Raw genomic sequence first — 14,851 nt, 5'->3', positions numbered from 1 at the left:
GGAAAGGCTAGCCGTGGACCTGAGGCGGCTTCCGAGCCCGGACGACCTGCTGATCCTGCTGACAGTTGCCCGCCTGGGCAGGTTCAACGCGGTGGCGGAAACGCTCGGCACCACCCACACCACCATCTCCCGCCGGATCCTCGCCCTGGACAAGCAGCTGGGCGGGCGCACCCTCGAACGCAGCCCGCACGGCTGGGAACTGACCCAGCTGGGCGCGTCCGCGGTGGAGGCGGCGGAAGCCATCGAGAGCACGCTCGGATCGCTCTCCGGCCTCATCAGCCAGGACCAGAGCGCCCTGTCCGGGCTGGTGCGCGTGGCGACGACGGACGGGGTTGGGGCCGTGTTCGTCACCCCGGCACTGGTCCGGCTGCAGCAGGAAAATCCGCAGCTGAACATCGAGATGCTAAGCGCCACGCGGAAGGTCAGCCAGAACAGATCCGGCGTGGACCTGGAAATCGTGGTGGGCCGGACCGACGTCAGCAACGCCCAGACCATCTTCCTGAGCAATTACTACCTGCGCCTCTACGCCAGCCCCGGCTACGCCGCGGAACACGGACTGCCGGAAACGCTCGACGACGTGGGGCAGCACGGCTTTGTGTCTTACGTTGAGTCTGCGCTCCAGGTGGCAGAATTGGGACACCGCTGGTCCTCGCAGCTGCCGATGCCCAGCTCAAGCTTCCAGGCCACGAGCGTGTTCGCACAGGTGGAGGCGGTGCGGCAGGGCGCGGGCATCGGGCTGCTGCCGAACTTCATGGTGGCCGGGCAGCCGGGCTTCGTCCCGGTCCTCGCGGACGACTTCCAGCGTCAGCTGCCCATCTGGGCGGTGGCACGCCCCGAGTCCCTCCGCTCGGCCGCGGTTCAGGCCGTCATCGCATCACTCAAGGAGGAAGTGAAATCCCGGGCAGGACTGCTGGCGGGCTGACGCACCGGAGAACCGGCACGCCAGCACCGCCGACGCCGCAGCAGTGCGGCCGCCGGGCCACGCACCTCAGGCTTGGAACAGCCGCCGCACCACCTGCCCGGACGCCAGCGCATCCAGCCCCTCGTTGATCTCGGTGAGTGGCCTGGTGTCCGTGTGCAGCAGCTCCACCGGCAGCTTGCCCTCGCGCCAGTAGCCCAGGTAGAGCGGGATGTCCCGCCCGGGAACGGCGTCGCCCATGTACGAACCCAGCAGTCGCTTGCCGGCCCCGGCGAACTGCAGCGCGGGGACCGTCAGCTCGGCTGACGGATGGGGCAGGCCGACCGGAACCACGGCGCCGCCCCGGGTCACGTGCCCCAGGCAGGCGGCGATCACGCCGGCGGAGCCGACGGCTTCGATGGCGACGTCGACGCCGTCGCCCGCGGCATCCGCGATGAGCCTGGCTGCGTCCTCGGGCGTTCCCACCGCTGTCGCGCCGCAGTCGAGGGCGAGCTGGTGCTTGCCGGGATTGGGGTCGATGGCGATCACGCTGCCCGCCCCGGCGAGGGCGGCGGCCATGACAGCCGAAAGCCCCACCGCCCCGAGCCCGAAAACGGCCACCGACTGGCCGGCCGTGACAGCGGCAGTGTTCAGCACGGCTCCCATGCCGGTGAGCACAGCGCAACCGAACATCGCCGCGACAGTGTCAGGGACGTCGTCGTCAATCACCACCACCGACTCCCGGGCCACCACGGCATAATCGGCGAAAGCCGAGACGCCCAGGTGGTGGTTGATCCGCTCCCCCGCCGGTGTCCGCAGCAGCGCCTCGCCGTGCAGCAGGTCGCCCGAGCCGTTGACCTCGGCCGCCCGGTGGCAGAGCGCGGGGCGGCCGGACCTGCAGGCGCGGCAGTCCCCGCAACTCGGCACGAAGACCAGCACCACATGGTCGCCGACCGATACATCGGAGACGCCCCCGCCGACAGACACCACCCGCCCCACCGCCTCGTGGCCCAGTGCCATGGGCAACGGCCGGACCCGGGAACCGTCCACCACGGAAAGATCGGAATGGCACAGGCTGGAATACGTGATCGCCACACCAAGCTCGCCGGCGCGCGGCTCCGGCCGCTCCAGCTCCTGCACCACGAGGGGCCGGGCCTCGGCGTAGCTGGGCTTCTGCGATGCAGTAGCCGTATGGGGGACGGTGGAGTAGAGGACTGCTGCTTTCATGGGAAAGCCGGATCTACTTCTTGCCGGCCGCGAGCAGGTCGGCGGTGCCCCGGGCGTCCGCTGCGTCCACGTCGTGGAGCGAGACGCCGCGGGTTTCCTTGAGGAAGAACACCGCGACTGCGGTGACGGCGCAGGCGATCAGCAGGTAGATGGCCACCGGAACGGAGGACTTGTAGGTGCCCAGAAGCGACGCTGCGATGATCGGGGCCAGCGAACCGGCGACGATGGAGGTCACCTGGTAGCCCAGCGAGACGCCGGAGTAGCGCATCCGGGTGGGGAACATTTCCGCCATGATCGCCGGCTGGCCGGCGTACATGAGTGCGTGGAACAGCAGGCCGATCATGATGGAGGCCAGGATGATCACGTCGTTCTTGGTGTCCATCATCGGGAAAGCGAAGAAGCCCCAGGTTGCGCCCAGGATGGCGCCGGCCATGTAGACCGGCTTGCGGCCGAAGCGGTCAGACAGCTTGCCAACCAGCGGAACGGCGGCGAAGTGCACGGCGTGGGCAACCAGCAGCAGGAGCAGGATCCGCGTCGTGTCGGCCTGGACCACGGTCTTGAGGTAGGTGATGGAGAACGTCACCACCAGGTAGTAGAGGATGTTCTCCGCAAACCGCAGGCCCATGGCGGTGAAGACGCCGCGCGGGTAGCGCTTGAATACCTCGGCAACACCGTAGCCCTTGTGCCCGGCCTCGACCTCTTTACGGGCTTCGAGGAAGATCGGGGCGTCGTTGACCTTGGTGCGGATGTAGTAGCCGATCACGACGATCACCGCGGAGAGCCAGAACGCCACGCGCCAGCCCCAGCCGAGGAACGCTTCCTGGGTCAGCGTGGAGGACAGGATGAACAGCACGGCCGTGGCGAGCAGGTTGCCCATGGGCACGGCGGACTGCGGCCAGCTGGCCCAGAAGCCGCGGGACTTGCTGGGGCTGTGCTCGGCCACGAGGAGGACCGCGCCGCCCCATTCGCCGCCGACGGCAAAGCCCTGGGCAAACCGCAGGAAGACCAGGAGCGCGGGCGCCCAGTACCCGATCTGCTGGAACGTCGGGAGGCAGCCCATGAGGAAGGTGGAAACACCCACCAGGATGATGCTCAGCTGCAACAGCTGCTTGCGGCCGAACTTGTCGCCGAAGTGGCCGAAGACGATCCCGCCGATCGGGCGGGCAACGAAGCCGACGGCGTACGTGAGGAAGGCGGCGATGATGCCGTCCAGCTCGGTGCCGGCGTTGGGGAAGAAGGCCTTGCCGAAGACCAGGGTGGCGGCCGAGGCGTAGAGGAAGAACTCATACCACTCCACGACGGTGCCGGCCATGGACGCCGTGACAACTTTTTTGAGGCCTGAGGCCTTGACGTCGGTTTCTTCTGCACGCCTTACGGCGGAGCTTTCCGTACTCATTGCGAACTCCTTCGGCGTCTTCCTCGACACCACGGGGACCAGTCGGTGGCGAATGGGTGTGATGCGCACCACGAACGCCGGATTCAACGAGTATGGTCTGCCAATGACGCAAGCTCAACGCCAAATAGTGCAGGGCGCATCTGCATAAATGCACACGTACGCCGGCGGCGTTGCCACGATGCGGCCGGCTCCGGTCGCAAGGACGGCTCCGGAATCAGTTGAGGAAATGTTCCCTGAGCTGGGCGTTCAGCTGGCCGATCTCCGTGAGGAAGCCATCGTGGCCGATCGGCGAATCGATCATGTGCACGTCCACATTCCCGGGCAGCGCCTCGGCGAGTTCCATCGACTGGGCGGGAAAGTACAGCCGGTCCGTCTCGACGGCGGCCACGAAGAAGTTGGCGGTGACCCGGGCCAGGGCTTCCTTGAGTGTCCCCCGCCCGCGGGTGACGTCATGGCTCATGAGTGCTTCCGTCAGGGCGATGTAACTGTTGGCGTCGAAGCGCCGGACCAGCTTGTTGCCCTGGTGGTCGAGATAGCTCTCCACCTGGTAACGTCCGCGGCCCGCCAGGGCATCGGCCTGCAGCGGCTCTTCAGCGGCCTGGGCGTTCCTGCCGAACCGGAAATCGAGTTCGTAGGCGGACCGGTAGGTGATGTGGGCAATCCGCCGGGCGAGCGCCAGGCCCTCTTCGGGTTCCGGGCCGCCGTAGTAGTCCCCCCCGTTGAAGTGGCGGTCCTGCCGGATGGCAAGGGTCTGCGCCTGCGCGAAAGCGATTTGTTCGGCGGTGCTCCTGGCACCGACGGAGATGACGCCGCAGCGGCGCACCCGCTCCGGGAAAGTCACTGCCCATTCGAGCGCGCGTGCCCCGCCCATGGATCCGCCCACCACGGCGTGCCAGCTGCCGATGCCGAGCCGGTCGGCGAGCCTCGCCTCGGCAACGGTGGAGTCCCTGAGCGTCACCAGCGGAAAGCGCGAGCCCCAGGGCTTGCCGTCCGGCGCGGTCGACGACGGTCCGGTGGACCCGTAACAGCCGCCCAGGATGTTGATGGAAATGACAAAGAACCTGTCAGTGTCCGCCGGCGCACCGGGCCCGGCGAGCTGTTCCCACCAGCCCTCCTCGTCACCGGCGCCACGCGTCACGTGCGTGCTGCCGGTGAGGGCATGCTGGACGAGGATGGCGTTGGAGCCTTCCGCGTTGAGCGTTCCCCAGGTTTCATAGGCCAGGGTGACGTCGGGCAGGAATCCGCCGGCCTCGAGCTCCAGGCTGCCAATATTCAGGTACTGGACCGTGCCGTCGGGAAGAACCGTGCCGTCGGGAAGAACCGTGTCGCCGGGAACTGCTCGGCTGGAAACTGTGCGGCTGTGCGTCTTGCCGGCGGGAACGTCGGTGCTGCTGACGGAAATCGTCATGGGTAAACCTCTTCTACGCGCTTGCCCGCCGGCAGCTGTCCGGCAGGCCAGGTCTTCACCCGGGGCACCCCACCGCGGAAGGAGGGTTGCCGGCCAGCAAGCCGGGGCTGTCGCTGGCACTCATGACCTGTTGCCCAGTTTACGAAACAGGCGGACATCTGCGCGAAGAATGTGACGGCTGTGTGACTCCCGGCCCGCTCAGGGGCCGGGAGTTCCACCTGCGGCACCTGGAATCAGGCGCCCTTCGCCGCGCGGAATCCGGCCTCGAGGTCGGCCAGGATGTCGTCGATGTGCTCCAGGCCCACGGACAGCCGGACCAGGCCAGGGGCTACCCCGGCCACGCCCTGCTGTTCCGGAGTCAGCTGGCTGTGCGTGGTCGACGCCGGGTGGATGACCAGGGAGCGGACGTCACCGATGTTCGCCACGTGGGAGTGCAGTTCCAGGGCGTCCACGAAGCGCTTGCCTGCCTCGGCTCCGCCCGCCACGGTGAAGGACACCACCGCGCCGGTGCCCTTGGGCCCGTACTTCAGGCCACGCTCGTACCAGGGACTGGACGGCAGGCCGGCGTAGGCCACCGACTCCACATCGCCCCGGGCTTCCAGCCAACTGGCGACGGCCACCGCGTTGGCCACGTGGCGCTCCACGCGCAGGCTCAATGTTTCCAGGCCCTGTGCGATGAGGAACGCATTGAACGGGGACACCGCGGAGCCCAGGTCGCGGAGCAACTGGACCCGCGCCTTGAGAATGTAGGACAGGTTGGCTCCCAGGGCACCGCCTGCGCCGAGGTCGCGGGCGTAGACCAGGCCGTTGTAGGTGGGGTCCGGCGTGTTGAAGCCCGGGAAGCGTTCCGGGTCCCTGCTGAAGTCGAAGTTGCCTGAATCCACGATGACACCGGCAATGGCGGCCCCGTGTCCACCCAGGTATTTGGTGGCCGAGTGCACCACGATGTCCGCGCCCCACTCGAGCGGCCTGATGAGGTAGGGCGTGGACAGGGTGTTGTCAACGATCAGCGGCACGCCGGCCTCGTGCGCGGTCCGGGAAACACCTTCGATGTCCAGGACGTCCTGCCGGGGGTTGGACACCACCTCCGCAAAGAACAGCTTGGTGTTCGGCTGCACGGCGTCGCGCCACTGCTCCAGGTTGTCCGGGTCGGCCACGAAGGTGACGGACACGCCGAACTTCTTCAGGGTGTGTGCCAGCAGGTTGTAGGTGCCGCCGTAGAGGCTGGGGCTGGCCACCACGTGGTCGCCGGCCTCGGCGACGTTGAGGATGGCATACGTTTCGGCGGCCTGGCCGGAGCTCAGGAGCAGCGCGGCAAGCCCGCCTTCCAGGCTGGCGACCCGCTGTTCGACGGCGTCCTGGGTCGGGTTGCCGATCCGCGTGTAGATGGGCGCGATCTCGGCCAGCGCGAAGCGGTCGGCCGCGCTTTCAGCGCTGGGAAAGACGAACGACGTCGTCTGGTAGATCGGCAGCGACCGCGCGCCGGTGGCGTTGTCAGGCACCTGGCCGGCATGGATCTGGCGGGTTTCGAATGACCATGCGTTGGACATGCAGGCTCCTCTGCTTAGGGGCATGTGCTGGTCCCGGCACAGGCCCGCGCTTGCCGCGCGGCGGGCGCCGCGTAGCCAGGTCTTCACCCGGGGCACCCCGCCGCGGTGGAGGGTTGCCGGCCAGCGAGCCGGGGCTTTCATCGCTGGCACTCATGACCTGCGATCAGTGTAGGAATGGCCCTGTTACGCGCACAGCTTTGTGACGAACTTCGTCAAAGTATGGACTTTTTGCAAGGTTAGGCGACCCTAAGCTGAGAGGCCCGTCACAAAGTGCCAAGATGAGGGCATGCGCATGGATCACGTCTCTTACGCCTGTGAACACGATGGCCTCGCGGCCACCACCGAACGTATCTCCTCTGCCCTCGGCGTCGAAGCCGTAAAGGGCGGGGTGCACCCCCGGTTTGGAACCCGGAACATGATTATTCCGCTGGCCGGCCACAAGTACCTGGAAGTTGTTGAGGTCCTGGACCACCCGGCGTCGGACAAGGCACCGTTCGGCCAGGCCGTCCGCGCCCGGTCCGCGGCGGGCGGCGGCTGGATGGGGTGGTGCGTCGAAGTTGACGACCTCGCCCCCTTCGAGGAGCGCCTTGGCCGCTCCGCCGTCAACGGCAACCGCAAGTTCCCCGACGGCCGGGAGCTGGTCTGGAAGCAGATCGGCATCCTGGGCCTGATCGCGGACCCGCAGGTGCCGTACATGCTGAAGTGGGAGGGCGATCCGGGCCTGCACCCGTCCAACGCCTATGACAGCAACGTGAAGATGTCCAGCCTCACGATCGCGGGCTCTGCCGAGCGCGTGACCGAGTGGCTCGGCGAGCCCGTCGAACGGCCGCTTGAGGACGTCGCCGTGAACTGGGTGGCCCCGCACGGTACGCCGGGCATCCTCTCCGTCACGTTCGAAACCGCAGCAGGCGCCGTCACCATCTGACGCGCTTTCTGCCCTCCACTTCGGCCGCCATCAGCGGGTGCCAACGACGTCACCCGCCGATGGCGGCCGAATCATTTTTAACGGCCGGGCACTAACCCGGGCCGGATCATCCGGGCCGCCCACCGCGGGCCCGGACTAGCCCAGGCCGACGGCTTTGCCGAACAGGCTGAACCCCACGAACGCGACGATGTCCAGCAGCGCGTGCGCGATCACCAGCGGCATGACCCGCCGGGTCCTGGTGTAGACCCAGGCGAAGACCACGCCCATGACGGCGTTTCCAATGAATGGCCCGAACCCCTGGTACAGGTGGTAGCTGCCGCGGAGCATTGAGGACACAAAGATCGCCAGGGGCATGGACCAGCCGAACTTGTTGAACCGGTCCAGCAGGTAGCCCACCACAATGACCTCCTCCACGATCGCATGGCGCACCGCAGACAAAACCAGCACGGGCACCGTCCACCAGTAAGCGTCCAGTCCGCTGGGGATGATGGCGGTGGTAATGCCCAGGGCCCGCCCGGCAGCGTAGAGGCCCAGCGACGGAATGCCGATCACGGCGGCCAGCCCGAGACCCTGCAGCAGGTCCTTGCCAGGCCGGGCGAAGTTGAACCCCAGCTTCCGGAACGCGGAGCCGGAGTCATGGCCGGACCCGGACTTCGCCTGGCGCTGGTCGGTCAGGAAGAAGATCACCAGCAGGACCGGCACCAGGGCGAAGATGATGTCCAGCAGCTGGTAGGTCAGGTCGAAATACTCGCGGGTGCTTTGCGACCTGTTCAGCGTGGACGTCCCCTGCGCCAGTGGTGCCCGGGTCATTTTGTCCAGTAGCTGCACCACCGAGTAGACGGCGGACTGTCCCAGCGACAAGCCAAGGACGATCCATACTTCAAACCGCAGCCGACGGCGGGAGGGAACCAACATGTTCCTATCTTGCCTGCACCTGCTGGTACTTTCCTGTCAGGCTTCCCGGTTCCTGCAACCGTCTGGCCAGTCGGTTCCTGTCCGGCCGCGGGCTCACCCTATGCTGGGGAACTATGAGCGCTCCCGGGAAAATCATCATGATCCGGCACGGCCAGTCGGCGGCCAACGCGGACACCTCCATCTACAACAGGGTGCCCGACTACCGGATTCCGCTGACGGAGCTGGGGCTGGAGCAGGCGAAGGCCGCCGGGGAGCGCATCCGCCGCGAGCTGGACGGCCGGCAGGTGAGCGTCTACGTGTCACCGTACCTGCGCGCCTACCAGACCCTCGAGGCGCTGAATCTTGGCTCCCTGACGGAGCGGGTGATCGAGGAGCCGCGGCTGCGCGAGCAAGACTGGGCCAACTTCCAGATTTCCGGCGACATCGAGGACCAGAAAGAACTCCGCAACGCCTACGGCCACTTCTTCTACCGTTTCCGTGAAGGCGAGTCCGGCTCCGACGTCTACGACCGGATCTCCTCCTTCATGGAGACGCTGTACCGGCACTGGTCCAAGCCGGACTACTCCCCCAACGCACTGCTGGTGACGCACGGCCTGACCATGCGCCTGTTCTGCATGCGCTGGTTCCACTGGTCGGTGGAGTACTTCGAGTCGCTCAACAACCCGGAAAACGCCGAGATCCGGATGCTGGTGCAAAACGGCGCAGGCAAGTACGAACTCGACACCCCCTTCACCCAGTGGGTGGACCGCCGGGTGGACGAAACCGTGCTGGACGCCCCGCCCGTGGTCTTCTAGGCACCGCCGCCTGTGCGCCTGGTGTTAGGCGCCGGCCACGATCACTTCGGTGCCGCGCGCCTCGAACGCGGCCTTGTCCGCCGCGGAAATACCGGAGTCGGTGATGAGCCGGGTGAAGTTGTAGCCGTCCATGGTGGCGAACGCCCGGCGGCCCACCTTGGAGGAATCCGCGATCACGTAGGAGACGCTGGCGCGGCTGGCCAGCAGGGCGTTGACCGTTGCCTCGGCCTCGCCGGTGTTGGTGGGCCCCACCTCGGCGTCGACGCCGTTAACCCCGATAAAGGCGATGTCCAGCACCACCTTCTGCATGATGATGTCCGTGTACGGGCCCACGAGCTCATAGGACCGGGTGTTGAGGATGCCACCGGTCACCATCACCTTGATGTTGGGCCGGACGGCAAGCTGCGAGGCAATGTTGATGGCGTTGGTGACCACCGTGAGGGTGGGCTGGTTCGACGGCGAGTTGAGGTCCTCGCGGGTGGCCAGGATCTGCGCCAGGGCCGTGCTGGTGGTGCCGCCGCACAGCCCGATCACCATGCCTGGGGCGATGAGCGCCGAGGCGGCGAGGGCGATCTCCTGCTTGGCCACGGCGTGGTCGTCCCGGTTGTACCTGCCGGGAAGATCGTAGGCCAGGGCGCCGGTGGTGGCGCCCCCGCGGGTGCGCGTCAGCAGCCGGCGCTTGGCCAGGCTGTCCAGGTCACGCCGGGCGGTTGCCGGTGATACGCCGAGCCGGGTGACGATCTCCTCGACTTCCACCTGGCCGGCCTCGGCAAGCAGATCAAGGATGGCCGTCAGTCGGTCGGTGCGGGTCATGCAGGGCCTTTCAAGATCCAAAAACGTCACGAAAAATGACGCTTTTTGATTGTATCAGACCCCTAATGATCATTTTGCGTCACTGTCCACCGCGGACTACACGGGTTATGGTCCCGCCCGACACTACCGTGCGCGCACCCCTGCACGCCAAACCGCGTGGGTGAGCGGCATGCCCGGCCGGTAGGCCAGGTGGGTGGCGGAGGGGGCATTGAGGACGTGCAGGTCTGCCCGGTGCCCGACGGCGATGGAGCCCACCGCCCGCTCGCCGTCGGCGTCGTTTCCGGACTCGCGCTGCAGCGCTAAAGCACCGCCGTACGTTGCCGCCCGGACGGCCTCATGGACACTCAGGCCCATCTGGAGCACGGCTGTGGTGACGCAGAACGCCATGGAACTCGTGTAGGACGTGCCGGGGTTGCAATTGGACGCGAGCGCCACGGGCACGCCGGCGTCCAGGAGCTGCCGGCCGGGGGCCAGCGGCTGGCGGGTGGAGAGGTCGCAGGCCGGCAGGCAGGTGGCCACTGTTCCCCGCCGGCCCGTTCCTGATGCGGCATCCCAGCCGGACCAGCCGGCGGCGAGGCCGGCGATGTCCTGCTCCGAAAGATAGTTGACGTGGTCGACGCTCGCCGCGCCGAACTCCACCGCGAGGCGGACGCCGGCGCCGTGCCCCAACTGGTTGCCGTGCACCCGCAGCCCGAGTCCGGCGTCGTGGCAGGCCTGCAGCACCGCGCGGGACTGCTCCTCCGAAAAGGCTCCCTTTTCGCAAAATACGTCGGCCCACCGGACATAGGGGCGGACCGCGTCCAGCATCGGACCGCAGGCAAGTTTGGTGTACTCATCGGGATCGACGCCGGCCGGCACCAGGTGCGCGCCCAGGTACGTGACCTCGTCCGCCACTCTTGAGGCGATCCGTGCGCTCCTCGCCTCCTGCTCAACGTCCAGGCCGTAGCCGGTCTTCGTCTCCAGGTACGTCGTGCCCTGCGATACGGCTTCGGCAACGCGGCCCTGGGCCAGCCGCGTGAGGTCGTAGTCGCCGGTGTTCCGGGTGGCCCCGGTAGTGACAGCAATGCCGCCCGCCCTGTACTCCTCCCCCGCCATCCGCGCCTCGAACTCCGCCGTTCGGTCGCCGGCGAAAATGAGGTGTGTGTGGGAGTCCACCCAGCCGGGCAGCACGGCCCGGCCGCCCGCATCCACTGAGTCGTCGGCCGCCGGGGCGGCGGACGCCTGGCCGATCCACGAGATCCGCTCCCCCTCGACCACCACAGCCGCGTCCTTGAGGACACGGTGCTCCGCGTCCTGGGTCATCAGTTCGGCAATGTTGGTGATCAGGGTGCTCATGGATCCATTCTTCAGCGCCGGATGGACCAGCGCGTCGCAGCCAGCGCATCCGCTGTCCGGGATTCCGGACCGGCATCCCGCCCGGTGCTGGTTTCCAGCCCGGCACTGGCACCTGGACCTGCCAGGATCTGGGCCGCGGCCAGTTCCGCGATGCCGGACGACGTCTGGAAGCCATAGCCGCCCTGGCCGGCAAGCCAGTAGAACCCGCGGGCTTCGGCGTCGAACCCTACTACCGGGACGCCGTCGGCCGCCTCGGTGCGCAGGCCGGTCCAGGCCGTCCGCACGGAACCGATCCCCAGCGTCGTCAAGGTATTGAGCCGCGAGATGAGCCGCTCGACGTCCCCGGGACGGGGACGTGCGTCCTCCGCCGGGCTGGCAACATGTTCCGACGGCGAGATCAGCACGTCGCTGCCTTCCCGGCGGAAGTAGAAGGAATCGTCGGCGGCAGCCACCATCGGGCTGCCCTCCGGCAGAGAATGGTCGACGCCGACAATCGCCGCCGTGCGCCGGTACGGCTGCAGGCCAATCTTCTCGACGCCGCTCAGCACCGCCAGCTCATCGGCCCAGGCACCTGCCGCGTTGACCAGAACGCCGGCCGAGAAGCCCTCCTGCCCGGCGCCGATCTCCCAGCCTGATCCCAGCCGCTGGGCGGAATGGACGCGGGCGCCGGTGATGACGTCCACACCGGCGGACTCGGCGCGCGCCCGGTGCCTTTCGAGCAGCACCGGGGCGTCGCACCCGAAGGACCCCGTGTCCAGGCCCGCGGCGGAGAAGGACTCCGGTTTCAGTGCCGGGCAGAGGCCAAGCGCTTCGTCGTGGCCGATCCGGCGCATCTCGCCGCTGGACTCGGCCCGGACCGTCTCCTCGTCCCCGATCAGCATAAAGCTCCGCGGGGACAGCACGGGGTGGGGCCGCCCGGCATCGTCCGCCGCGATCAGCTCCAGGGTGCGGACGGTGAGTTCCTGCACCACCGGCGGGCCGTAACTGGGAATCAGCTGCCGGGCCGAGCGCGAGGACGTATGGTACGCCAGCTGCTGCTCCGCCTCCACGAGGGCAACCGTGCACTTGCCGGCCAGCGCAGAGGCAAGGGACAGCCCGGCGATCCCGCCGCCCACAATGACCACGTCATAGGTTGATGCCATGGGCTCAATCTTTACAGATGGCCCGAACCTGCGCAGCCACCGCGCCTACTCGGTCACTGCGCCTGCGCCGCCACCGCGTCCCGGCTCTTGACGAAAGCCTGGACGCAGGTTTCCACATCGTCGGCGCTGTGCGCGGCGGACAGCTGGACCCGGATGCGGGCGGCACCGCGCGGCACCACGGGGAAGCTGAAGGCGGTGACGTAGACCCCGTGCTGGAGCATCTGGTCGGCCACCTTCGCGGCCAGCACGGCATCGCCGAACATGACCGGCACAATGGCGTGCTCGCCGTCGAGCAGTTCGAAGCCTTCCTCCGTCATCCGGCGGCGGAACAGCTCCGCGTTCCGGAACAGGCCGGCCCGCAGCTCCCCGGAGGTCTGCACGAGCTCCAGGGCCTTGATGGTGGCCGCCACGATGGCCGGTGCGAGGGAGTTGGAGAAGAGGTACGGGCGGGCCTTCTGCCGGAGCATCGCCACCACTTCGCCGCGGCCGGACACGTAGCCGCCCGAGGCGCCCCCCAGTGCCTTCCCGAAGGTTCCGGTGAAGATGTCCACGCGGTGGGCGACGCCGGCATGCTCGGGGGTCCCGGCTCCGGTGGCTCCCATGAACCCGACCGCGTGGGAGTCGTCCACCATCACCAGGGCGTCGTGCTTCTCGGCGAGGTCGCAGATGGCCTCCAGCGGAGCAAGGTACCCGTCCATGGAGAACACGCCGTCGGTGACGATGATCTTCCGCCGGGCATCCTTCGCCTCAACCAGCTTGGCCTCGAGGTCTGCCATGTCCTGGTTGGCGTAGCGGAACCGCTGTGCCTTGCAGAGCCGGATGCCGTCGATGATGGATGCGTGGTTCAGGGCGTCGGAGATGATGGCGTCCTCGGGGCCGAAGAGCGATTCGAAAACACCGCCGTTGGCGTCGAAGCAGCTGGAGAACAGGATGGTGTCCTCCGTGCCCAGGAACTTTGAAACCCTGGCTTCGAGTTCGAGGTGGAGGTCCTGGGTGCCGCAGATGAACCGGACGCTGGCCATGCCGAAGCCGCGCTCATCCATGGCGGACTTGGCCGCGGCGATGATCTCGGGGTGGCCGGCCAGGCCCAGGTAGTTGTTGGCGCAGAAGTTCAGGACGGGCGAGCCGTCCTCGCCGATCTGCCCGGCCGTGATGTGGCTGGCCTGGGCGGAGTCGATGTGCCGCTCCGTCTTGTAGAGGCCGGCGGTGCGGATGTCGTCCAGCTCGGCGCGAAGCTGGTCTTTGATTGCTGAGTACATGGCGGGTTCTCCTCGGCTGGGAAAGTTGTCAGAAACTGTGAATGGAGGGGCCGGATTTTCTGGCCGTAGTGCAGGTCAGACGTCCGACCAGTCGAGCACCACCTTGCCGCCGACACCGGCCTTCGCGATTTCGAAGCCCTTCTCCCACTGGGTGGCCGGCAGCACGTCGGTGACCACGGCGGAGATGCTGGCGTGCACCGCCGGGTTGGAGGACAGCATGGCGCTCATGGCGTACCAGGTCTCAAACATCTCGCGGCCGTAGATGCCCTTCAGCGTCAGCATGTGCGTTACCACCTTGCCCCAGTCGATGTCGATGGACTGGCTGGGAAGGCCCAGCATGGCGATGCGTCCGCCGTGGTTCATGTTGTCGATCATCTCCGGCAGCGCCGTGGGATGGCCGGACATTTCCAGCCCGATGTCGAAGCCCTCGCGCATGCCAAGCTCCCGCTGCGCTTCGCGGACCCGCGTCTTGGAGACGTCGATGGCGAGGTCCACGCCGAGCTGCCGGGCAAGTTCCAGCCGCGGGGCCGAGACGTCGGTGATGGCGATCTTGCGGGCCCCTGCGTGGCGGGCAACGGCGATGGCCATGAGGCCGATCGGTCCGGCGCCGGTGATCAGCACGTCCTCACCCACCAGCGGGAAACTTAGCGCGGTGTGCACGGCGTTGCCGAAGGGGTCGAAGATGGCGCCGAGCTCGGGCGTGACGGAGGGGTCCTGGTGCACCCAGACGTTCGTCTCCGGGATGACCACGTATTCGGCGAACGCGCCGTCCCGCTGCACACCCACGCTCACCGTGTGGATGCACATCTGGCGGCGGCCGGCCCGGCAGTTGCGGCAGATGCCGCAGACAATGTGCCCTTCGCCGGAAACGCGGTCTCCGACCTTGACGTCGCGCACGTCCTCACCTGTTTCCACCACCTCGCCGTAGAACTCGTGCCCGGCGATCAGCGGGGCTTCGATGATGCCCTGCGCCCAGGCGTCCCAGGACTGGATGTGCAGGTCCGTGCCGCAGATGCCCGTGGTCAACACACGGATCTTGACGTCCCCGGGGCCCGCCTCCGGCTCGGGACGGTCAACGAGTTCGAATCCGGCGTGGGCGCCGGCCTTGTAGAGGGCCTTCATTGGCTTCCTAACTTTTGGGCATGAGCGGCACTGTCATGCGGCGGAATCTCCCTTCATTAGAGCCACT

13 protein-coding genes and 2 riboswitches are annotated in these 14,851 nt (G+C 67.5%); of the genes, 3 read left to right on the top strand and 10 right to left on the bottom strand.

Annotated features, from left to right (window positions below):
• The first annotated feature begins 13 nt into the window (after nt 1-13).
• Nucleotides 14-922 (top strand): LysR family transcriptional regulator, encoded by a 909-nt coding sequence (locus ACFQ50_RS03545; RefSeq protein WP_377994139.1) that lies wholly within the window; start codon nt 14-16, stop codon nt 920-922.
• A gap of 66 nt (nt 923-988) precedes the next feature.
• Here the strand turns inward: ACFQ50_RS03545 and ACFQ50_RS03540 are convergent, their stop codons facing one another.
• From ACFQ50_RS03540 to ACFQ50_RS03525, 4 genes are all read right to left on the bottom strand, one after another.
• The gene (locus ACFQ50_RS03540) at nt 989-2,125 is read right to left on the bottom strand and encodes an alcohol dehydrogenase catalytic domain-containing protein (RefSeq protein ID WP_377994138.1); all 1,137 of its coding nucleotides are present in this window, start codon (nt 2,123-2,125) and stop codon (nt 989-991) included.
• 13 nt (nt 2,126-2,138) lie between these two features.
• Complete coding sequence (locus tag ACFQ50_RS03535; protein WP_377994137.1) at nt 2,139-3,521, bottom strand: MFS transporter; 1,383 nt, start codon at nt 3,519-3,521, stop codon at nt 2,139-2,141.
• Between the two features lie 214 nt (nt 3,522-3,735).
• Nucleotides 3,736-4,929, bottom strand: coding sequence for a homoserine O-acetyltransferase (locus ACFQ50_RS03530; RefSeq protein WP_377994136.1), 1,194 nt, complete (start codon nt 4,927-4,929; stop codon nt 3,736-3,738).
• Between the two features lie 12 nt (nt 4,930-4,941).
• A riboswitch (SAM riboswitch) is annotated at nt 4,942-5,057 on the bottom strand.
• A gap of 105 nt (nt 5,058-5,162) precedes the next feature.
• Entirely contained in the window at nt 5,163-6,479 is a 1,317-nt protein-coding gene (locus ACFQ50_RS03525; protein ID WP_377994135.1) for a bifunctional o-acetylhomoserine/o-acetylserine sulfhydrylase, read from the bottom strand.
• Nucleotides 6,480-6,520: 41 nt separating this feature from the next.
• Nucleotides 6,521-6,637, bottom strand: a riboswitch (SAM riboswitch).
• A gap of 128 nt (nt 6,638-6,765) precedes the next feature.
• Here ACFQ50_RS03525 and ACFQ50_RS03520 point away from each other — a divergent pair.
• Nucleotides 6,766-7,404, top strand: a complete 639-nt coding sequence (locus ACFQ50_RS03520) for a VOC family protein (RefSeq protein ID WP_003802054.1) — start codon at nt 6,766-6,768, stop codon at nt 7,402-7,404.
• A 135-nt stretch (nt 7,405-7,539) separates the two neighbouring features.
• Here ACFQ50_RS03520 and ACFQ50_RS03515 read toward each other — a convergent pair whose 3' ends face one another.
• Nucleotides 7,540-8,319 carry a CPBP family intramembrane glutamic endopeptidase gene (locus tag ACFQ50_RS03515; protein ID WP_377994134.1) on the bottom strand — a complete coding sequence of 260 codons (780 nt, stop codon included), beginning with the start codon at nt 8,317-8,319 and terminating at the stop codon, nt 7,540-7,542.
• 113 nt (nt 8,320-8,432) lie between these two features.
• On the opposite strand from ACFQ50_RS03515, the gene ACFQ50_RS03510 reads away from it, so the two are divergent.
• A complete protein-coding gene (locus ACFQ50_RS03510) occupies nt 8,433-9,113 on the top strand; it encodes a histidine phosphatase family protein (protein WP_377994133.1) in 681 nt (226 codons plus the stop codon).
• Nucleotides 9,114-9,137: 24 nt separating this feature from the next.
• On the opposite strand, the gene ACFQ50_RS03505 is transcribed toward ACFQ50_RS03510, so the two are convergent.
• The 5 genes from ACFQ50_RS03505 to tdh all read right to left on the bottom strand — a co-directional run bounded on the left by ACFQ50_RS03505 (nt 9,138) and on the right by tdh (nt 14,784).
• Complete coding sequence (locus tag ACFQ50_RS03505) at nt 9,138-9,926, bottom strand: DeoR/GlpR family DNA-binding transcription regulator (RefSeq protein ID WP_377994132.1); 789 nt, start codon at nt 9,924-9,926, stop codon at nt 9,138-9,140.
• 123 nt (nt 9,927-10,049) lie between these two features.
• Nucleotides 10,050-11,261: an imidazolonepropionase gene (gene hutI / locus ACFQ50_RS03500; RefSeq protein WP_377994131.1), complete on the bottom strand. Its 1,212-nt coding sequence runs from the start codon at nt 11,259-11,261 to the stop codon at nt 10,050-10,052.
• 11 nt (nt 11,262-11,272) lie between these two features.
• A complete protein-coding gene (locus ACFQ50_RS03495) occupies nt 11,273-12,403 on the bottom strand; it encodes an NAD(P)/FAD-dependent oxidoreductase (RefSeq protein ID WP_377994130.1) in 1,131 nt (376 codons plus the stop codon).
• Between the two features lie 53 nt (nt 12,404-12,456).
• Nucleotides 12,457-13,662 (bottom strand): glycine C-acetyltransferase, encoded by a 1,206-nt coding sequence (locus ACFQ50_RS03490; RefSeq protein WP_377994129.1) that lies wholly within the window; start codon nt 13,660-13,662, stop codon nt 12,457-12,459.
• Nucleotides 13,663-13,737: 75 nt separating this feature from the next.
• On the bottom strand, nt 13,738-14,784 hold the full coding sequence (gene tdh / locus ACFQ50_RS03485) for an L-threonine 3-dehydrogenase (protein WP_377994128.1): 1,047 nt from the start codon (nt 14,782-14,784) through the stop codon (nt 13,738-13,740).
• Nucleotides 14,785-14,851 lie beyond the last annotated feature (67 nt).

It is taken from the genome of Arthrobacter sp. NPDC056493, from assembly GCF_042795115.1.
Classification (GTDB): domain Bacteria; phylum Actinomycetota; class Actinomycetes; order Actinomycetales; family Micrococcaceae; genus Arthrobacter.
This window is presented reverse-complemented; position numbering and strand designations above follow the sequence as displayed.